This window comes from Streptomyces sp. GESEQ-35 (genome assembly GCF_017948485.1).
In the GTDB taxonomy this organism is placed as follows: Bacteria; Actinomycetota; Actinomycetes; order Streptomycetales; family Streptomycetaceae; genus Streptomyces.
The window spans coordinates 14,570-32,635 of the sequence record NZ_JAFFSX010000048.1 but is presented as its reverse complement, the minus strand read 5'-3'; the positions used below and the strand labels follow the sequence as shown (position 1 = coordinate 32,635).

Sequence of the window (18,066 nt, the reverse complement as noted above, 5' to 3'; positions counted from 1 at the left end):
ATAGTTGGGCGTCGACTGTGTATCCCACGGCCTGGATGGCGCGCACGGTCCGCTCGCGTGCGGCCAGTGCTCCGCCCGGCTCCTGCTCGGCCTCCTCGTCCGTGGGGACGTGATGCACGAACCGTCCGGCCACGTCGGGGATTTGCAGGTCGTCAAAATCCCAGGCTCCGCCGTGAAAGCCGAGCCGATGGGCGAGCTGGAAGACCTCTCTAGCAGGGCTGCCTCCATCTGGAGCTGCTCGCGGCGTACTTGGTAGTGGCGGTCACCCCCTAGCGGCAGCGGCTCCCACCCCGGGGGACCTGCTGCCCAGCCCCGGGATCAGCACCGCCGCCACCGCCAGGTGCATCAGAGCGAGGGAGACCCGGGTGCCGTCGTCCATGCCGTCGCCGGTGAACGGCAGGAAGGACACGGCCAGTACGGCACCGGCCACCCCGGTCCAGATGGCGCGGGCGCGCCGCGCCCCGAACCGCTCCAGGGCGGCCAGCAGTCCCCAGCCGGAGAGCGACGCGAGCAGTGCGACGACCGCCACAGGCACGGCGCCGATGTCGAGCGTCTGCTCGCCATCGGCGATCCGCAGCCGGTGCTCCAGCAGTGGGTCCGCGACCAGCCACACCAGGACGGGGGCCAGGACGGCCAGGGCCGTAACCCCCAGGCGCCTTCTCCGCGCGCTCACTTGGCGCCCCCCGAGAGCGCTCCGTGCAGGAAGACCTCCACCAGCTCCTGCGGGGTCAGGTCGGGCTCGTCCTCCGTACGCGGCTGAGTGAAGAGCAACCCGAAGAAGAGGGCCGCGATCTGCTCCGGCGGACGGCGCAGGGCGGCCTTGTCGGGCTCCAGCAGCTCCGCGAGGGCCGCGCGGATACGGGTCGTCGACTCGTCGCGGCCCGCGCCGCGCACCGTGCCGGGGTGCTTGCCGCCGCGATGCCCCAGCGAGCCGATGATCGCGCCCATCCTGGACATGTGCGCCTGTAGCGCCTCGGCCGCCTCCGCGAGCCGGTCGGGCAGCGGCTGGGATACGTCGATCGCGTCGAGCTCGCGGACCGCGTGCTCGGGGGAGAGCGCCTCGGCAATGCAGGCCTGCAGCAGCTCGTTCTTGTCGGCGAAGACCCGGAAGATCGTGCCCTCGCCGATGCCCGCGGCGCGGGCGATCTTCGCGGTTGTCACCGCGGCGCCGTACTCGGCGATCAGCGGGATCGCGGTCTGGATGATCATCGCGCGCCGCTGCTCCGGCGACATGGCAGGGGCGCGGCGACGGGTGGTCTGGTTCTCCTTAGGTGCTGTCATGACCGCGAGAGTACGGAGTGAGGACTCACTCCGTCAATGAGTGAGTCCTCACTCCGTTCGCTTTCTCCCGTCCAAGGGGTATAGGGCTCCTAGCAGAAGTGGTGGGCTTGACCTGGTCAGAGGTCGGTGTCGTGCGCGAGGCAGCCGGCTGGCGGGACGCGGTCAGCCGCGTAATCGCACGCGATAAACCCGGCGACGTCGGCGATCATCCCCGGGATACTGGTCGCCCATGGATGAGGTCAAAGTCGTCGTCGCCCATTCCGAGCGCGCGACCCTGCGCGTCGGTGACGTGTTCTTGAAGGTGGACGCCGATCAGGCGCGCATCGACGTCGAGGTCGAGGCGATGGCCCTGGCGCCGGTCCCGACCCCGGAGGTCCTGTGGCGCAAGCCGCCCGCGCTCGCGATCGCCGCACTTCCCGGGACGACGCTTGGGCGCCTCGGCGGGCCGTCGACCGGGTCGCGGGCGGCGTGGGCCGCGGCGGGCGCCGCCATCCGGAAGCTGCACGAAGCGCCGCTGCCGCCCTGGCCCGGCCGGGCCGGTCGGAGCATCGTCGCGGTGGCGGCGGAACTCGACGACGAGTGCGAGTTGCTCGTGACGAACGGCGTCCTGCCCGCCGACCTGGTCAACCGCAACCGTCAAGTCGCCGAGGTCGCGTTCCGGCCGTGGACTCCGGCGTTCACGCACGGCGACCTGCAGATCGCGCACGTCTTCGTCGACGGCGACGAGGTCACGGGCATCATCGACTGGTCCGAGGCGGGCCAGGGTGATGCCTTGTACGACCTCGCCACCTTCACGCTCGGACACGAGGAGCACCTCGACGACGTCATCGTCGGCTATGGCACCGACATCGACCTCGACGTGATCCACGCGTGGTGGTCGTTGCGAAGCCTGCTGGCGGTTCGCTGGCTGATCGAGCACGGCTTCGATCCGTCCGCGCCGGGCTGTGAGGTCGACGTGCTGAGATCCCGGATGTGAGGCTGCGCGGGCCCGACTGCTACGCATGCGTTCTGACGCATCAAGCAGGCCATCCTCTGGGGCGCATCGCCCCCTCGAGAACTGACACACCGTCATTCCCTGAGACAATCTTGACTGGATAAAACGCTCTTTAAGGGGCCCAGATGCCAGTGGCGGCCGTATCGCGGACGTAGTCGGCGAAGTCTCGGGCGGTCGGCCGACGGCGCGGTAGACGCCATCACCAAGTCGGGCCCTGCGGCCGTCGAAGACCTCGGCCATAAGGTCAGCCAGCGGCTCCGCGAGTTGCGCCGGTGTCCCCTTCTCCTTGAGGGAAGCGGAGAATCGTTCCTTGCTGATTGCCTGGTACCGGACTGGGCGCCCGATGGTCTCGCCGATCTCTGCGACCGCTTCGGCGAAGGTCATCAGCCGTGGACCGGTCACGTCGTATGTCTCACGAACGTGACGATCTTCGGTGAGAGCCGCGGCCGCGACGTCAGCGATGTCCTCGGCGTCGGTGAACGGCTCTGCTACCTCGCCGGCCGGCAGTGCCACCACGCCTGCCCGTACCGCGCCGGTGAGGACGTCTTCGCTGAAGTTCTGAGAGATGAAGCCGGTGCGCACGATGGTCCACTCGGCACCCGATTCGCGCACTGCCTGCTCGCAGCGCTCCGCCTCGGTTGCACCACGGTCAGCCAGCAGCACCAGCCGCGTCACGCCGCAGCGCACCGCCTGGTCGGCGAACGACGCAACCGCTTCTGCGGCTCCGGGAAATGCGGCGTCCGGGTGGTATGCCACGTACACCGCCTCCACCCCCTGGAGCGCGGGCGCCCAGGTAGCCTTCTCCTGCCAATCGAAGGGTGGCGTCCCCTTGCGGGAGCCGACCCGCACCGGCAGATCCCGCGCGGACAGCCGCTCGACTACACGCCGCCCGGTCTTGCCCGTCCCGGCCAGTACCAGCGTCTTCTTGCTGCTGTTCGTTGTCCTCATACCGCTAGTACACGCCACCACAAGGCGGACGCTGAATAGCCGGAAAGCTCGATTTCGTGCTTGAGCGTCTAGCCTAGGTCCCATGGATGCACTGTCCGGCCTCTTGGCCGGCCCCAGAGCCCGGGGCGCATTCATCCTGCGTTCCATCCAGAGCCCGCCCTGGTCAGTCCGGGTGGAAGACGCGGCCCCGCTTTCCGTCGTGGCCCTCGCTCACGGCGAGGCCTGGGTAATCCCCGAGGCCGGCGCGGCCAGGTGCCTCAGCCCCGGCGGCGTCGCGCTGATGCGCGGGCCGGACCCCTACACCTTTGCCGACTCGCCCTCCACGCCCGTCCAGACGGTCATCCGCCCAGGCCCCCAACGCATGACACCGTCGGGTGAACACCTGCGCGAGGTCGTGGATCTGGGCCCTCGCACCTGGGGAAACGACGTCCCCCGCGATGCGACCGTTATGCTGATCGGTAAGTACCAGATGACCGGCGAAGTCAGCCGCAGACTCCTCCGTGCTCTGCCGCCGGTGGTGGTCCTCCCTCATCGTCCTCAGCGGCTCATCGATCCGGTTGGGTTGCTCGCCGAGGAAGTCGTCCGGGAGGAACCTGGTCAGCAGGTCGTTTTGGACAGGCTGCTGGATCTGCTCCTGGTCACCTCGCTCCGAGCGTGGTTCGCGCAGGCCGAGACGGGAGCCCCGGCCTGGTACCGCGCCCTGTCCGACCCTGTCGTGGGACAGGCGCTGCGTCGCTTGCACAGCGATCCCGCCTCGCCCTGGACGGTGAGTGCCCTCGCGTCGGAAGTGGGAGTCTCTCGCGCAACTCTCGCCCGCCGCTTCACACAGCTCGTCGGCCAAGCGCCGATCGCCTACCTCGCCGACTGGCGGCTGGACATGGCCGCCGACCTGCTCCAAGAACCAGAAGTGACGATCGATGCCGTGGCTCGACAGGTCGGCTACGCAAGCGCCTCCGCTCTCAGCACCGCGTTCAAACGAGAACGCGGGATCACCCCGCAACAGCACCGGGCCCGGTTCAGCGTTCACGCCCGCTGAGGTGGCTGCTGGACGCTCACCGGCCCGCGGGCGTTATCTCCGCTGTGCGGCCCTGTGAGCGCTCGGTCTTGGCGCCGACTTTGCCGGGTCGGATGGTGCTGGGGTCGACGGCCTCTCCGGGTGCGCCCACCTCGTACGGGCCTGTCGGGTCGTTGGGGCGGTCGTGGGGCAGGAGGAAGAACGTCCGGCGCGCGAAGAGGCCGCTGTCGGGGTCTGCTTCCGTACCGGCGGCGAGGTTGGTGTAGCCGACGATGCGGCCGTCGCGGTCGAACCTCGGCTTGCCGCGGCGTGTGTTGACCTTGTCCAGGGCCTGGCGGACGTAGTCGAAGTTCTCCGGGCTCTCCAGCCAGACCACTTCGGCTTCTCCGGTGAGCTGGCTGTCCTGCAGCATCGAGCTCATGGCCGCGGACCCTCCTGGTCGTCTCCGGCCGGCCTCCGGCCTTCGTGTGTGGCGTTCACACTGCTCGTCCTCTGGTGCCTGGTGTGGCGCTGTCCGAGGTCGCGTCTTTCATCGTACGGCCCGTCATCCGACGGACCCAGGGCGTTTGCAGTCGTCATACCGGTCCCCGTTCGTGGACCCGGCCCGGTTCGAGTCCGTCGTCGCTGTCTCCGTGGGCGGGGAGCAGCGCGAGTCCGGGGTAGAGCTTCCTGTCGTTGTTCTTGATCATTTCGGCTGGGGAGGCGAGTCCGAGTTCCGTCCTGATGCGGCTGGCGAAGGCGCGGCTGGTGGCTGGGCGGATGCCCTCTTCTGTGCACCAGCGGCCGTATGTCTCGTACAGGAGTTTCTGCTCGACCCGCAGGTCGGGGTTGGGGTGGCCGTCGCTGCCGCGGGTGCATCGTTCGCTGATGAAACGGCCGATGTGGTCCTCGGTTTTTTCGTAGGCCTCGGTGGCCAGGCGGACGGCCGCGGGGCCGCGCAGGGGGTCGCGTGTGGCGAGGTAGCGCTGGGCGCCTTCGAGGAGCCAGTGCAGGATGCCCGGGCCTTCGTCGCGGACGAGCTCGGCCGCCAGGTTGTCGATCTTGCGTTCGTTGGGGACTTTGCGTTCGAAGGGGATGAGCCGCATGCGGCGCCAGAACGCGTAGCCGCCGGTGCCGACTTCGGGCTTGTGGTTGCCCAGGAGCCAGAGTTTGTGCGTGGGGTGGAAGCTGAAGAAGTCCTGCCGCATCCGCCGGGCTGTGATCTTGTCGCCGCCGGTGAGGAGCTTGACGCGGGCTTCGTTGAAGGTGTCGTTCGGCTTGAGTTCACTGCACACGACGATGCGCCGGCCGTGCAGTTCGGTCAGCTCGGTGGAGTGTTCGGTGAACTTGCCCTTCTCCATCAGGAAGCCGGGCGGGGCTGCGTTGGCGTACTCGCCGAGGATTTGCAGCATCACGTCCAGCAGGACGGACTTTCCGTTGGCGCCTGATCCGTAGAGGAAGGGCAGGACCTGCGCGCCGACGTCGCCGGTGACGGAGTAGCCGAGCAGCAGGTGAAGGAACCGGATGGTTTCGCGGCCCTTGTCGTCGTCGCCGAAGGTCTCGCGCAGGAAGCTCTGCCACCGCGGGATCGGCATCTGTTGCGGGGCCACCGTAGTGGCGCGGGCGTGCATGTCGGAGAGCGGGTCGGGCTTGCGCAGCTCCCCGGTGCGGAGGTCGACGACGCCGCCGGGGGTGCACAGGACGTAGATGTCGCCGTCCAGCACGTCCGGGTCCAGGCTCAGGCCGGGAGCGGCCTGAGCCTGCTGTAGGAGCGCCTTCATGCCCGCTGTGGACTGGGTGCGCCTGCGGTGGGCGCCCAGTTCGCGGTCGCTGAAGAGTCCTCTCGGGTCGGTCCGCGGCATCTGCTCGGCCATGTCGCCGGCCGCCCACATGGCCGCTTTCTCGCCTCCGGTGCGCCGCCACCGGTACTGGTCCCAGGAGTACCAGCCCAGGCCTTCCACGTGCCGGAACCGGTCGGTGAAGAGCCGGGCGAACAACTTGGCGTTGGCGCGGTCCGTCAGTTCCTCCGGCAGGAGCCCCGAGTCGAGGCCGGCCAGGGGGCGTGGTGCTTCGGTCTGCTGTGCCGGGAGGGTCGGCTGGGCGGTGGGGAGTTGGAGGTCGAGGCTCTGCTGCTGGTGGATCTGCTCGGCGGCGGCCACGGCGTCGAAGCGGGCGGGCTCGGCGCTGCTCATGCGCGTCCTTGGGGATGGAACGGGCGCTGGGCGCCGGCGGACAGAGCGGATTCGATGATCGTGACGTTGCGCCGCTGTTGGTGCGGGCGTGCGTGGTGGGCCGCGTCGAGCAGCAGGGCCCGCACGTCGGTCTCGGCGAGGTGGCCGCCTGAGGCAAGTCCCCCTGCGGTGAAGGCGGCTCGGTTGAGTTTCTCGGTGAAGCCTGCTCCTTCCGGAATCGCAGCGCAGGCGGCGATCTCGGCGAGCAGGGGCTCCAGGATGCGGTGTGCCGCTCCGGGGGCGCGCCGATGGGCCCGGCGGGGCGGGGGGACGGGGGCGGCAGTGGCCGGTGTCTCGGGGGCCGGGGTGTGGCCGGTACGGGCGAGTTCGGCGGCCAGCCATTGCGGGAGGGGGGCGGGATAGCGGGCTGGGCCGAGGGGGGTGTAGGTGCCGGCCGTCGTGGTGGTGGTCGGCGCGATGATGTAGCCGTTGTCGGACCGTACGTCGACCTGCCAGGCCAATGCGGTCTTCGGGCTGGACCCGGCGGAAGAGCGGTAGCGGACCTCGGGATACGGATTGCGGTACCAGACGTGCAGGCCCCCGGACGGGGTCTGTACGCGCAGTGTCTGGTCGTCGTCAGCCGGGCTCGGTTGCCTGCGCAGGGCCGCGAGGAGAGCCAGGGTGTCGAAACCCGTGGCGAGGCCTGTGAGGTTGACCTGTGGGCCGATCTGGATGCCCGGCAGCAGGCGGGAGCGGTCGGGGACCTGGGCGGCGTGCGCGTCCACGTCGATGACGACCAGGTCCGCCGGCCCGCAGGAGACTCCGACCCCGTAGCGGGGCTGCGCCGTCCACCATGCGTCGATGCGTTCGGCCGACGTGGTCGCGGCGTGGAAGCCGTGACACCACCGTCCGGCCGGGATGCACGGGCAGGCAGTTGGAGGGTGCCGGTCCTGCCTGCAGGCCTCGCAGTTGGCCGCGGGGGTCTTCCTGCCGGGCGCCAAGGGATGGACGGGCCACCCTGCTCCGGCGCACCAGCGGGCCAGCGCGAGGGCATCCACGGACCCCGACGGGACCGTGGAGTGGGTCGCAACCTGGCGTGACACTGGGCGTCCTTGTCGGTTCGTCAGCCTTTCGTCCGTCAGTCCCGTAGCCGCGGGCCGCCTGCTGCCTGGTCAGTGACGTTTGGTCGTCTCTGACGGGACTGACGGGACTGAGGATTTCACATGCGGCACAGAGATTAGCGCACAGTCCGTACGGGAGCGGTGCGCCAGTGGGGCGTGTCGGAAGTTCAGTCCCGTCAGTCCCGCCACCGGGGGATGCCTGCGGGACTCAGGGGCGGCCGGGACTGAGCCAGGTTTCGGTCCCGTTCTCAGTCCCGGAAAGAAAGTGCAGGTCAGGGCGGTCTCTACAGCTGGCACGGGACTGACGGGACTCAGAGTGCCAGTTATGAGCTGCGTAGCAATAGACCATGGTCATAGTGTCGTGCGCGCGCATACACGCGCGCCTGATGGGGATAACTAGCGATGTGAGTCCCGTCAGTCCCGTGATCCTTGAGGATTTGCCTTGGGCACGCCTCTGACCTGGTCTTTTGGGTACGGGACTGAAGCGGGACTGAAACGGGACCGAAGCCCGCGTCCCCGCCGGAACGGTGAGCCCCCGCTGGGAGCCCGGGTACGGGACTGACGGGACCCAGAGTGCTGGTCTTCCGCTCCCTCGCACAGGAGTTCCACGGAGCCCATGTGCCAGGATGCCGAGTGCTGCCCCTCAACCGGGTGTGGTAGGCACGGACGAGGAGGCCGCTTCCGGTGCTGACTGATGCGGTGGACATCATCGAACCGCCCGCGAACGCCGTCATGATCGGCACGGGCAAGGGTGGAGTCGGCAAAAGCACCCTCGCCGCTCACAAGGCCGCCTGGCACGCGGCCCGCGGGGAACGGACCTTGCTCATCTGTGTCACCAGCCAGGACGACGACGATCTGGGTATCGAACGGTTCAACCGCGGCTTCCGCCCCGAAGGTCCGTCAGTGTTGAACGGACAGGGCCTGTACCGGTCGATCTATGACCGCACCCCTCTCGTGCCCGTCAAAGAAGTGCGCCCCAACCTCGATGTCGTCCCCGGCGGCGAGGCTGTCGGGGAGCTGCTGACCCTCCTGACGGCGCGGATGACCGTGGAAGGTATCCATGTCGTGTCCTCTCTGGCACGGGCACTCGCACCCCTCGCGCCCTGGTACGACCAGGTCGTCTTCGACAGCGCCCCGGAACAGGACAGCTTGGAGCAGCTGGCGCTGGCTGCCGCGCGCTGGCTGTTTGTGCCGACACGTTCGGATGACACGTCGATCCGCGGCATGCGGCGTATAGCCCGCAACTACAAGCTCGTACGACGGCAGTTGAACCCGTATCTGAAGGTCGCCGGCGCCTGTCTGTACGGCTCGAATCCGAGCGCCACGCAGTTGCACGAGGAGGTCCGTCAGGAAGTCCTCAGGGAGCTGGGAACGCAGACGCCGATGGCGACCCGGGTCGTCGGGTATCGCGAGATGCCGGCCGTCAACGCCCGTAGGAAGGGGCTGACTTTCGGCGAGTACGCGGATCTGCTGCCCATCAGCGCGAAAAGCTATGACGTCGCGGCAGGCCGTGCGACCCGGGCTGATGTCGTCCCGGACTCCATCAGGCCACTGGCGCTGGAGATGGACCTGCTCAACACGGAAATCGACGCTCTCTGTAGGAAGGCCCCCGCTACATGACCGGCGTGTTCGATGACGACCCGACCGAGCTCGTGCGACCCGGGAAGGGTCTGCTGGGCGGCGGTGCGCCCGCGGTGTTCCAGGAAGCGACGGTCGTCGTCAAGGCGCCCGTCGGCACCACTCTCGAGTCGATCCCCGCTCCCCGGCCACCGGCGGGCGAGGGCGACCTCACCACGGAGGAGAAGGAGGCGTTCGAGGCGTGCAAGGCAGGCATGAACAACCTGCACAACGCCTTCTGGGTGGCCGGCAAGAGCCTGGAGACAATGGCCACCGGCGACCTGCACCGGAATGAGGGCTCCACCAACTTCGCCGAGTTCGTGTGGGCCAACTGGGAGATCTCGGAGTCCCAGGTGTACCGGCTGATGGACGAGTGGCGAATCGGTGAGGCACTGAACCAGCTTGGTCACCGTCCGCGTGAATCGCAGGTGCGGGAACTGGGCGACATCAGGCGGGCGGCTGGTGACCGTGCCGCGGTGGCGGTCTACGACGCTGTGGCACGAACCGGCAAGCGCGTGACGGCGAAGCTCCTGGAACAGGTCGTGCGTCAGCTCCCTCCCCTGACCGAGGAGTTGAGTCCCTCGCAGATCGGGACGATGGTGCGGGATGTGCTCACTCCCCCACCGGCGTCCGAGGGCGGGTCGAACACGGGGGCGGCTGACGGAGATCAGTCCGAGTCGGCCTCGGCGGGCGGCGAGGGCGTGCACACGATCACGTCGCTCGGGCAGGACGCCGACTCCCCGATGGGGGCGGCCGGAGTCGTGTCGGCTGATGTGGAGCGGCTGCAGGAGACGCTGGCTCTTCTGCGAGAAGCGTCCCGCGGGCTCGGTAAACCTGCTGTCCGGCGGGCGTTGGAGGACGCCCCGGCCGAGACCGCAGCACTGCTGGCCGAGATCGACAACAGCATCAACAAGATCGGCAGAGCTGTCGCGGTACGCCGCGCTGACTAGGCGCCGACGCTCACCCAAGGACCAGCTCAGCCGCGGCGGCAAAGGCCCCCCGGGCGCCATCGGTGGTGGCAGCCGGGCGCGTGCCGGTGCGTTCCGTCCTTTGCAGTTCGCGTACTGCGGCTTCCATGTAGGTCTGGAGGCTGACCAGTTGAGTGGGGGTCCGGCAGCTGGGAAGCACCGCTGCGATCTGGTCCAGCCAGAAGGTGACCTCGCCGTCGTCGTCCAGGCCGGCGCGGTGCTCGAGCATCCGCTGGGCGACTGGGGCCAGTAGTGCGTGACGGCGTGCCGCTTCTGCTTCCGCGCGGCGCTGGGCGGCGGCCCGGGCATCCGCCAGACGCTCGGCCTCGCGGACGGCTTCGGGCGTGCGGCGTACAGGCTGGTCACCGCGGGAGGCTTCGGTGAGGACGGCAGCCTGCATGCGCTTCGCCTTGTTGTAGGCCGCACTTGGGGTGTTCACAGCGAGTGCCGGCACCAGGTCGGCCCATTCGGCGCTCGCTGCCCGGGCGTGCTCTATCGCCTTCGCCTGGTGGAAGTCGGCCTGCTCGCGGAGGTACTCCCACAACCTCACGCGTGCTATTGCGGCCCTGCGTTGGGCCTGCTCGCTCTTCAGAGCGCCCGCGTTGGCTTCGAGGTACAGCAGAGCCCGGAACAACTCCTCGTCCGCCGCCATCCGGCCGACGTTCGTGTCCTCGGCTTCTTCGTGCAACTGGCGCAACTCACCGATGACAGCCGCGGTGTCGAGGTTGCCGATCCGGACGGGCGGCTTGAGCAGCGGCTTCGTGGGAGGAGGCGACTTCCGGGCGGGGCGAGCCATGACACGAGTGTGCCCGACGGAGATGATTCACATTCTGTGAATCGCACTACCCGGGGGAACAGCGGGGGCCTCCCCAATTGGGGAGGCGAGCCCACAGGGCCCTACAACTCAGTGCTGTCTGGGGTCGTTTCGGGCTTTGTGTGGAGGACTTCGCGGGCTTGGTCCGCGGCGCGGGCGATGCTCTCGGAGACGAAGTCGACGAAGCGGGCGAGGTTCTTGAGGCGGGCGGCGGGCGGCGGCCGGAGTGCCGGGGCCGAGGATGCCGACGCCTTGTCGTGCGGTCTCGCCGAGGTGGGCGGTGGCGCGGGCGCTGGCCATCGTCGACTGGTACATGACGTCGTCGTCGACGACGTAGCGCTCGCGCCGGCGTTCGTCGCGTTCCCGGCGGACCAGGCCCTGGCTCTCCAGGAACGCGATCGCTTTGGAGACGGTCGCCGGGCTGACCTGGAGCGCCCAGTGACTGCGACGGGCCTTCACTCATCCCGAACCCCGAACCCCGGACCATGCGGGGAGGCGTCGGCATGGGCTTGTCCGGCTGTCAGTGGTCTCGTCTAGATTCGCGATGTGACTGAGCTGTCCTATCTCGCCGCCGTCCGGGAGTCGTACGACACCGTGGCCGCCGACTACGCCGAACTGGTCAAGGATCCCGGCGAGTTGGATGCGTTGTCGCGGGCGATGCTGGGCGCGTTCGCCGAGCTTGTACGGGATGGCGGGCGGGGACCCGTGGCGGATGTGGGGTGCGGGCCCGGGAAGGTGACTGCGTATCTGGCCGGGCTGGGGGTGCCGGTGTTCGGTGTCGATCTGTCGCCGAGGATGGTCGAACTGGCCCGTGAGGCCTATCCGGGGGTGCGGTTCGATGTGGGGTCGATGACCGCACTGGAGGCCGAGGACGGTGGGCTCGGGGGGATTCTGGCGTACTACTCCACCCATCACACGCCGCCGGAGGTGCTGCCGGTGGTGTTCGGCGAGTTCAGTCGCGCCCTGGCGCCCGGTGGGCATCTGATGACGGCCGGCTATGTGGGTGCCGGTGAGCGGCTGCGGCCGGAGCGCGGCTACGGCGGACATCCCGTGTCCTACGAGTCCTATCTGGAGCCCGCGGACCGGCTCGCCGAGCTGCTGGGGCAGGCCGGGCTCGTCGTCACGGCACGGCTGGTGCAGGCGCCCGGCGATGGGGCGAAAAGGACGGTCGCCAGCTTCCTGGCCCGTAAACCGGGTGGTGCGGGCTGATGTCGTGGTCCCGGTTGGTTCGCTGGTGCGGGACGGCGGCGAAGTCGGCGTAGGCGCGGGCCAGTTCGCGGCCGTTACGTGGTGGCCGTGCCGCCCGTCGCGTCGGTGCGGGCCTGTTCGGTCAGGCGTTGTCTGGCGTCGTCCCAGGTGATGGGGAGCCGTCCGGTGTCTGCTTCCCAGAAGGTGAACGTGGAGGCGCTCATCGTCGGGCGCAGGGACGTCATGATGCCGCGGTGCGGTTCGGTCCTGGCGTACGCGTAGAGGGCGTCGCGGTCCTCCCAGGCCGACAGCGTGTAGAAGACGCGCTTGAACGGCTGGGCCACGAGTGAGGCGCCGTACGCGCCGGGGGCGGTGCGCACCTGGCCCCAGGCGGACAGGGAGCGCAGGAAGAAGCGGGGGACGTCCTTGGCCGACCGCACTTCGAAACGGGATGCCATGACGTACGCCGTGCCATGCGACGGGGGCGGGTTCGGGACGGTCCAGGGCAGTGTGGGCATGGTGGCCTCGTCTCAGGAATGGTGAGTGACACTATCCATGATAGACAGCGAGACTATCCACTATCCAGTGGAATCGCGAGTGAGAAAGGGAGGGAGCAGATCCGGATGCGCATCTCCGAGCTGAGCCGCCGCAGCGGTGTCTCCATCCCCACGATCAAGTACTACCTACGGGACGGGCTGCTGCCCCCCGGCCGGGCCACGGCCGCCAACCAGGCCGACTACGACGAGAGTCATCTGCGCCGGCTGCGTCTGATCCGCTCGCTGATCGCGGTGCGCGGTCTGTCGGTCAGCGCCACCAAGGACGTACTGGCCGCCGTGGACGAGCACCTGGGGGACGTACATCTGCTGCTCGGGCTCGTGCTGGGTGTCGTGCCCGCCCAGCGGGGCGGCACGCCGGACGAGCCGGGAACCTCGGGTGACTCACATGGCGCCGATACGGCCGGGCTGTCCGAAGTCGCGGCGCTGACCGCCGAGATGGGCTGGCAGACATCCCCGCACCCGCCCGCGGCCCTGGTGGTCGCCGAGACACTTCAGACGCTGCGCGCGCTCGGCATGGACTGCGACTGGCGCTCCCTGCTGCCGTACGCCGAACTCGCCGACCGTACCGCCGCACTGGACCTCGATCAGCTCCAGGACGCGGGCGGCCCGCTGGAGCAGGCCGAGCGGGCCGTCCTGCTGACCGTCCTGCTGGAGCCCGCGCTGCTGGCCCTCAGACGGCTCGCGCAGGAGCACCACTCGGGGCAACGGTACGGCGGCGACGGCTGACAGCCGAGTGGTGCCAGGCGGTCAGGGGCCACTCCCCCGGCCGGCTCATCCTCCGCGTTCGGCTCAGCTGACCACGGGCCAGGTGCGGAGCAGGGCCGCGAGTTTTGCTGCTGTGCATGTGGGATCCAGCAACAGGTCGCGGAGGGCTGTTGCATCCTCCCGCGTGGGCTTCACCGGGAATCCTGAGGCTTCCAGGTACATGACACCGGTTGCTGCCGCAACGGCCATATTGGAGCGTTCCAGCCAGCGGCAGCGGCCGAGGACGTGGACCAGGGCGGCGGCGCGGGCGTACGGCCCGTCGTAGACCGGTTGGTCGAGTAGCTCCGCCTTGTGGCAGGCGACGGCGGCCACTGGGACGCCGTAGTCGTCGGGGGCCGGGTCGTGGGCGCCGGCGATCTCGGTTACCTGAAGGATCCAGGGGACGTCGATGTGCAGGTCCATTACGCGGCGTGCTGCTCCTGGCTCGGGTGCTTTGTGTCCGTGGCTTCCGCGTCGTCGAAGACCGACTGGTGTTCGTCGAGGAAGCGGCGGGCCGCGTCCAGGGCGCGGGCGCGCAGGCCGTCGGCGTCCTCTCGGACTAGCTGGGCGATGTAGTCGCCGACGCTCAGGCCGCGGTCCTTGGCGCGTGCGCGAGCGAGCTCCGCGACCTCGTCGTCGACCCTCGCGCCGAGTTGTGTCTTTGCCATACGAGGATGGTAACAGCTGTTACCAGAGGGTGGGAGTACCCGATCGGGGGGAATCGATGTGCCGTCGGCTTCGCGGGCGGGTTCATGCCGGGGCTATTACGTCGTAATAGGCCTGCGTCAGGCGACCTGGAGCTTGGGGCGGCCTTCCAGCGGTGGGGCGGTCACATACGAGGGCAGGCGGAGGTTGGGCAGGGCGCCGGCCTTGATGTCGGTGAGGGCCTTGCGGAGGGCGACTCCGCACCCCTCCTGAACCGGTACCACCCACTCGCATCTGCCACGCCAACTATTACGACGTAATAGCGCGAGCGTTGAGGCCGATGGACAGGTAAACAGCCATGTTTGGGAGCATTCGCCCTAGGTCAGTTGCATGAACTTGGCCTAGCTAACGTGTCGTTCGTGTTTTTGGTCGTATGCGTTAGTAAGGTGACCCCATGACATCTCCTGCCTCTCCTGGCGACCGCGAGAAGGTCGTCTCCAAGCTGCCGGGGTGGCTCCGGCAAGACCTCAAAATCAGAGCTGCCCAGAAGGGCATCGAGATCCAGGCTGCCGTCGAACAGGGCATCCAGGACTGGTGCAACCTGGCCTCGGCGACCGACACCGTGGAGACCGCCGGTGCGGACTCGTTCGCAACCTTCCTCCCGGAGGGGCAGTGGGACGAGTTCAAGCGGATCGCCAACGACCGCAAGGTGTCGCTCATTCAGGGGCTCGCCCAGTCCGTGCAGTTGTGGCTGGACACCCATCCGGCACCGGAAGTCGAGCGGCCGACCATCACCCGGCGGATCGTCGTGTGCAATCAGAAGGGCGGTGTCGGCAAGACCGCCATCACCGCCGGTACCGGTGAGGCTCTCGCCGAGGACCCCAGCCGGCTCTACCCCGTCCGTATCGCCAAGCAACTCGCCGCCGCGAGCGACGCCACCGACAGTCCGCTCGACACCGAAGACCTCCCGGGCCCCGGACTGCGGGTGCTGCTCGTCGACTTCGATCCCCAGTGCCACCTGACCAACCAGCTGGGGGCCACTCCCCTGCCGATGAACGGCGACAGCCTCACCAACCACATGGCCGGTGACCCCAAGGGCGATCTGCGGGACCTCATCGTCTCGGTCGACGACGAGAACTTCGGCGGCCGGCTGCATCTGCTGCCCGCGTGCAACGACGCGTTCCTGCTCGACGTACGCCTGTCGGCTGTGCGTGCTCGGGAAGCTGCGCTGGAGCGGGCGCTCGCTCCGCTCGAGGGCTATTACGACGTAATAATGGTCGACTGCCCGCCGAGCCTTGGGCTCAGCATGGACGCCGCCGCGTACTACGGGCGGCGGCGGGAGGGGGAGAAGCCCGGGCAGTCGGGGACGCTCGTCGTGGTGCAGGCCGAGGACAGCTCTGCCGATGCGTATGAACTGCTCACCACGCAGATCGAGGATCTGCGCAGCGACCTTCAGATCGACATCGACTACCTCGGGATCGTGGTCAATCTGTACGACTCGCGTCGTGGGTACATCGCCACCTCCTCGCTCCAGGGGTGGGTCGACATAAAGGATCCGAAGGTCGTCGGGTTGATCGGGGACCTCAAGGAGCAGAAGGAAGCCGTCCGTGTGAAGCAGCCACTGCTGTCCTACGCGCCCAAGTCGCAGCAGGCGATCGGGATGCGTGCACTGGCCCGGGAGATCTCATGAGCAAGGCCGATCAGCTGGGCGCCGGACGCTTCGGCGGGTCCGCGCGTCCGATCAGTGCACGACGGGCGGCGGTGGCCGCGGCCACCGGGGTGCCGACCGACGGAGTCGCTCCGCCCACCGAACTGCCTCCGCACCGCGTCAGCCTCAACCCCGACAACCCGCGCTCGAGCCTCGGAGACCTGACCGACCTCGCGGGGAGCCTGAAGACGCACGGGCAGAAGCAGGCGATCACCGTGATGAACCGGGACGCCTACGTCAAGGCCAACCCGGCACACGAGGAGGGCCTTGAGGCGGATACGACGTATGTCGTCATCGACGGAAGCAGCCGGCTCGCGGCTGCTCGTGATGCGGGGCTCGACAACATCAAGGTGATGGTCAGCGACGACCTCGGGGCCAACTCCGAGGAGCTGCTCGAGTCCGCGCTCGTCGCCAACATTCATCGGCAGGATCTCGATGAGCTCGATGAGGCGCGTGCACTGAATCGGCTGTTGGTCATTCATGGCAGTCAGACGGCGTTGGCGAAGCGGTTGCACCGGTCGCAGGGGTGGGTGTCCCAGCGGCTGGCTCTGCTGAATCTGACCCCTGAGCTTCAGGCGCGTATCGGGGAGGAACCGATCGACCTGCTGCGGGCTGTGGGGAACAAGCCGGCCGAGCAGCAGCAGGACGTGCTGGAGGACCTCAAGAGTGAGCGTGCGCGGAAGGAGATCGAGCGGCACGAGTGGAAGGTTCAGAAGGACGAGCCGAAGGACGAGCCGAAGGCTCAGAAGAAGGCTCAGAAGAAGGAAGAGCCGGACGCTCAGACAGAGGACCGGGACGATGCCGGTTCCGACGACTATTACGACGTAATAGAGGATGAGGCTTCGCCCGATGCGGGCGGCGGGGTTCCTGCGGTCGAAGAGACGCCGCCGCGGCGGAGAGAGACCGTGCCGGAGCCTCGTACCGATGAGGCCGGGGGACTGGCCGATGCCGAGGTCGTCGATTCTCGGGTGCCGCCGAAGTTGCCGTATGACGATGGGGCGTTCCTCGCCATGCACCTCATCCGGAAGATGAGCGACATTGAGTTCGACAAAATGCTGCGCATCCTGACTGAGCATCAGCAGCAGCGGGCCGGCGTCGGGAGCGCGAGCGAAGGTGAGGGGGAGGGGCAGCGACTGTGATGGGGCGGTGGGCTATTACGACGTAATAGCCCGGGGGAGTGGTCAGGGGGTCAGGCTGCGAAGCCGATGTTGGTGACGTACTCGTACTGGCCCCACTGGGAGCCCAGGTCGACGATCTGGTCGACCCAGGCCGTGTCCAGGGCCCGGTCGTCCGCGGTGGACCAGGCGGTGATGATGGCGTCCCACTGGCGGACGTTGAGCGTGCGGAACTCGACGACGCGCTGGCGTGGGCGGGGGACCTGGGACTGGTTGAGCGGGTGGATCTCGACGCGGGTGCCGCGGCCCTCGCGGTTCAAGCGGCCCAGTAGGTAGCGGGCCACGTTCTGGCGGCGGACCGTGCGGTAGGAGGTCTCGACGCGCTCCAGGTTCCGCTTCGAGGGAGCCCGCCTGCCGTCCAGCCAAGCCCGGAGCGTGCGGTCCGTGACGGTCAGGCCCGCTGCACGCGCGGCCTCCCGGGCGTGCGGGGTGCGGGTCAGGTAGTGCAGTCGGGCCAGCAGGCCCCGGCGTGTGGTGACCGGCGTGGCGATGAAGCCCGCGAGGGCGTCCAGTTGGCGGGCAACGGCCTCGTGGCCCTTGATGCCGCGGGCGCCGAAGATGCCGAACTCGCGGTTGCGCTCGGACAACGGGGTCTCCTTCCCGGTTCGCGGGCTTCCCGGTCGCTCCCGGGAGGCGTACGGTCGTGCTTCCTGCGCGGTCTGCTGGGATGTCCGTGACCTGCTGGGGATCAGTATGGTCCAGCGCGCGGGGCGGAGAGCGACAACGGTGGGCAGTGGAGGGGCGGTTCCTCGACTACAAGGCCGGTGCAGAGTCGCTTGAGTCGCTTCCGTCGCTCGGGCGTTTGCTCTCTGGGACGGGCCCGGGAGGCGGGACGGGGCCCTGGCGACTGTAGCGACTGAAGAGAAGCGACTGGGAGACGCGTGCGTCGCTGTGAGCTTCCTGTGCAAAGCCGCAGGTCAAACAGGTGGTTCGGAAGAGAACAGCGACTGAAGCGACTCAAGGCCCGGGTATATGACGGCATTCGCGTGTGTGCGCATGTGCGCGTGCGTATGCGTGTGTGCGTTATATATAGGGGGCTTCAGTCGCTTCAGTCGCTGTTGAGGTTTCTCCAGGGCTGTGACCAGCGCTTTTGCTCAGCTACTGAGGCAGCTACTCAACTTCGCCCGGTCGCTTGGGTCTC

At 68.4% G+C, this 18,066-nt stretch carries 19 protein-coding genes and 2 pseudogenes; 8 read left to right on the top strand and 13 right to left on the bottom strand.

Annotated features, from left to right (window positions below):
• Positions 1-262 precede the first annotated feature (262 nt).
• Together KCH87_RS47235 and KCH87_RS47230 are read right to left on the bottom strand one after the other, a co-directional pair.
• Complete coding sequence (locus tag KCH87_RS47235) at positions 263-673, bottom strand: DUF6069 family protein (protein WP_210594172.1); 411 nt, start codon at positions 671-673, stop codon at positions 263-265.
• Positions 670-1,281, bottom strand: a complete 612-nt coding sequence (locus KCH87_RS47230; RefSeq protein WP_210594171.1) for a TetR/AcrR family transcriptional regulator — start codon at positions 1,279-1,281, stop codon at positions 670-672. The genes KCH87_RS47235 and KCH87_RS47230 overlap by 4 nt, the downstream gene beginning before the upstream one ends.
• Before the next feature lie 229 nt (positions 1,282-1,510).
• On the opposite strand from KCH87_RS47230, the gene KCH87_RS47225 reads away from it, so the two are divergent.
• Positions 1,511-2,257, top strand: coding sequence for a phosphotransferase family protein (locus KCH87_RS47225; protein WP_210594170.1), 747 nt, complete (start codon positions 1,511-1,513; stop codon positions 2,255-2,257).
• 507 nt (positions 2,258-2,764) lie between these two features.
• Here KCH87_RS47225 and KCH87_RS50635 read toward each other — a convergent pair.
• Positions 2,765-3,223, bottom strand: a pseudogene (locus KCH87_RS50635) (SDR family oxidoreductase); the annotation flags it as partial.
• Between the two features lie 82 nt (positions 3,224-3,305).
• Here KCH87_RS50635 and KCH87_RS47215 point away from each other — a divergent pair.
• Complete coding sequence (locus KCH87_RS47215) at positions 3,306-4,259, top strand: AraC family transcriptional regulator (RefSeq protein WP_210594169.1); 954 nt, start codon at positions 3,306-3,308, stop codon at positions 4,257-4,259.
• 16 nt (positions 4,260-4,275) lie between these two features.
• On the opposite strand, the gene KCH87_RS47210 is transcribed toward KCH87_RS47215, so the two are convergent.
• The 3 genes from KCH87_RS47210 to KCH87_RS47200 form a co-directional block, all read right to left on the bottom strand.
• Entirely contained in the window at positions 4,276-4,659 is a 384-nt protein-coding gene (locus tag KCH87_RS47210) for a DUF6009 family protein (protein WP_210594168.1), read from the bottom strand.
• Positions 4,660-4,813: 154 nt separating this feature from the next.
• On the bottom strand, positions 4,814-6,409 hold the full coding sequence (locus KCH87_RS47205) for a phage/plasmid primase, P4 family (RefSeq protein ID WP_210594167.1): 1,596 nt from the start codon (positions 6,407-6,409) through the stop codon (positions 4,814-4,816).
• On the bottom strand, positions 6,406-7,431 hold the full coding sequence (locus KCH87_RS47200; protein ID WP_210594176.1) for a bifunctional DNA primase/polymerase: 1,026 nt from the start codon (positions 7,429-7,431) through the stop codon (positions 6,406-6,408). The genes KCH87_RS47205 and KCH87_RS47200 overlap by 4 nt, the downstream gene beginning before the upstream one ends.
• Positions 7,432-8,193: 762 nt before the next feature.
• Here KCH87_RS47200 and KCH87_RS47195 point away from each other — a divergent pair.
• Positions 8,194-9,129, top strand: coding sequence for a ParA family protein (locus KCH87_RS47195; RefSeq protein ID WP_210594166.1), 936 nt, complete (start codon positions 8,194-8,196; stop codon positions 9,127-9,129).
• Positions 9,126-10,076 (top strand): hypothetical protein, encoded by a 951-nt coding sequence (locus tag KCH87_RS47190; protein ID WP_210594165.1) that lies wholly within the window; start codon positions 9,126-9,128, stop codon positions 10,074-10,076. The genes KCH87_RS47195 and KCH87_RS47190 overlap by 4 nt, the downstream gene beginning before the upstream one ends.
• A 10-nt stretch (positions 10,077-10,086) precedes the next feature.
• Here KCH87_RS47190 and KCH87_RS47185 read toward each other — a convergent pair whose 3' ends face one another.
• Together KCH87_RS47185 and KCH87_RS49850 are read right to left on the bottom strand one after the other, a co-directional pair.
• Positions 10,087-10,890 (bottom strand): hypothetical protein, encoded by an 804-nt coding sequence (locus KCH87_RS47185; protein ID WP_247197882.1) that lies wholly within the window; start codon positions 10,888-10,890, stop codon positions 10,087-10,089.
• A 101-nt stretch (positions 10,891-10,991) separates the two neighbouring features.
• Positions 10,992-11,340: pseudogene (locus KCH87_RS49850) on the bottom strand (MarR family transcriptional regulator); the annotation flags it as partial.
• Between the two features lie 114 nt (positions 11,341-11,454).
• Between KCH87_RS49850 and KCH87_RS47180 the strand changes: the two are divergent.
• A complete protein-coding gene (locus KCH87_RS47180) occupies positions 11,455-12,117 on the top strand; it encodes a class I SAM-dependent methyltransferase (RefSeq protein ID WP_210594164.1) in 663 nt (220 codons plus the stop codon).
• Positions 12,118-12,191: 74 nt separating this feature from the next.
• Here the strand turns inward: KCH87_RS47180 and KCH87_RS47175 are convergent, their stop codons facing one another.
• Positions 12,192-12,614, bottom strand: a complete 423-nt coding sequence (locus tag KCH87_RS47175; RefSeq protein ID WP_210594163.1) for a DUF3291 domain-containing protein — start codon at positions 12,612-12,614, stop codon at positions 12,192-12,194.
• Between the two features lie 105 nt (positions 12,615-12,719).
• Between KCH87_RS47175 and KCH87_RS47170 the strand changes: the two genes are divergently transcribed.
• Positions 12,720-13,379: a MerR family transcriptional regulator gene (locus KCH87_RS47170; protein WP_210594162.1), complete on the top strand. Its 660-nt coding sequence runs from the start codon at positions 12,720-12,722 to the stop codon at positions 13,377-13,379.
• 63 nt (positions 13,380-13,442) lie between these two features.
• Here the strand turns inward: KCH87_RS47170 and KCH87_RS47165 are convergent, their stop codons facing one another.
• From KCH87_RS47165 to KCH87_RS47155, 3 genes are all read right to left on the bottom strand, one after another.
• Entirely contained in the window at positions 13,443-13,820 is a 378-nt protein-coding gene (locus KCH87_RS47165) for a fic family toxin-antitoxin system, toxin component (RefSeq protein ID WP_210594161.1), read from the bottom strand.
• Positions 13,820-14,065 carry a hypothetical protein gene (locus KCH87_RS47160; RefSeq protein WP_210594160.1) on the bottom strand — a complete coding sequence of 82 codons (246 nt, stop codon included), beginning with the start codon at positions 14,063-14,065 and terminating at the stop codon, positions 13,820-13,822. The genes KCH87_RS47165 and KCH87_RS47160 overlap by 1 nt, the downstream gene beginning before the upstream one ends.
• Before the next feature lie 117 nt (positions 14,066-14,182).
• Entirely contained in the window at positions 14,183-14,326 is a 144-nt protein-coding gene (locus tag KCH87_RS47155) for a hypothetical protein (protein ID WP_210594159.1), read from the bottom strand.
• 170 nt (positions 14,327-14,496) lie between these two features.
• On the opposite strand from KCH87_RS47155, the gene KCH87_RS47150 reads away from it, so the two are divergent.
• Both KCH87_RS47150 and KCH87_RS47145 read left to right on the top strand, forming a co-directional pair.
• The gene (locus KCH87_RS47150; RefSeq protein WP_210594158.1) at positions 14,497-15,732 is read left to right on the top strand and encodes a ParA family protein; all 1,236 of its coding nucleotides are present in this window, start codon (positions 14,497-14,499) and stop codon (positions 15,730-15,732) included.
• Positions 15,729-16,889, top strand: coding sequence for a ParB/RepB/Spo0J family partition protein (locus KCH87_RS47145; protein WP_210594157.1), 1,161 nt, complete (start codon positions 15,729-15,731; stop codon positions 16,887-16,889). Before KCH87_RS47150 ends, KCH87_RS47145 begins: the two co-directional genes overlap by 4 nt.
• 50 nt (positions 16,890-16,939) lie before the next feature.
• Here the strand turns inward: KCH87_RS47145 and KCH87_RS47140 are convergent, their stop codons facing one another.
• Positions 16,940-17,512, bottom strand: coding sequence for a transcriptional regulator (locus KCH87_RS47140; protein WP_210594156.1), 573 nt, complete (start codon positions 17,510-17,512; stop codon positions 16,940-16,942).
• Positions 17,513-18,066 lie beyond the last annotated feature (554 nt).

Excerpts from the sequence above, each read along its gene's own strand:
- KCH87_RS47230 (WP_210594171.1), bottom strand. The coding sequence starts at position 1,281 with ATGACAGCACCTAAGGAGAACCAGACCACCCGTCGCCGCGCCCCTGCC.
- KCH87_RS47225 (WP_210594170.1), top strand. The coding sequence starts at position 1,511 with ATGGATGAGGTCAAAGTCGTCGTCGCCCATTCCGAGCGCGCGACCCTG.
- KCH87_RS47215 (WP_210594169.1), top strand. The coding sequence starts at position 3,306 with ATGGATGCACTGTCCGGCCTCTTGGCCGGCCCCAGAGCCCGGGGCGCA.
- KCH87_RS47210 (WP_210594168.1), bottom strand. The coding sequence starts at position 4,659 with ATGAGCTCGATGCTGCAGGACAGCCAGCTCACCGGAGAAGCCGAAGTG.
- KCH87_RS47205 (WP_210594167.1), bottom strand. The coding sequence starts at position 6,409 with ATGAGCAGCGCCGAGCCCGCCCGCTTCGACGCCGTGGCCGCCGCCGAG.
- KCH87_RS47190 (WP_210594165.1), top strand. The coding sequence starts at position 9,126 with ATGACCGGCGTGTTCGATGACGACCCGACCGAGCTCGTGCGACCCGGG.
- KCH87_RS47185 (WP_247197882.1), bottom strand. The coding sequence starts at position 10,890 with ATGGCTCGCCCCGCCCGGAAGTCGCCTCCTCCCACGAAGCCGCTGCTC.
- KCH87_RS47175 (WP_210594163.1), bottom strand. The coding sequence starts at position 12,614 with ATGCCCACACTGCCCTGGACCGTCCCGAACCCGCCCCCGTCGCATGGC.
- KCH87_RS47170 (WP_210594162.1), top strand. The coding sequence starts at position 12,720 with ATGCGCATCTCCGAGCTGAGCCGCCGCAGCGGTGTCTCCATCCCCACG.
- KCH87_RS47165 (WP_210594161.1), bottom strand. The coding sequence starts at position 13,820 with ATGGACCTGCACATCGACGTCCCCTGGATCCTTCAGGTAACCGAGATC.
- KCH87_RS47160 (WP_210594160.1), bottom strand. The coding sequence starts at position 14,065 with ATGGCAAAGACACAACTCGGCGCGAGGGTCGACGACGAGGTCGCGGAG.
- KCH87_RS47150 (WP_210594158.1), top strand. The coding sequence starts at position 14,497 with ATGACATCTCCTGCCTCTCCTGGCGACCGCGAGAAGGTCGTCTCCAAG.
- KCH87_RS47145 (WP_210594157.1), top strand. The coding sequence starts at position 15,729 with ATGAGCAAGGCCGATCAGCTGGGCGCCGGACGCTTCGGCGGGTCCGCG.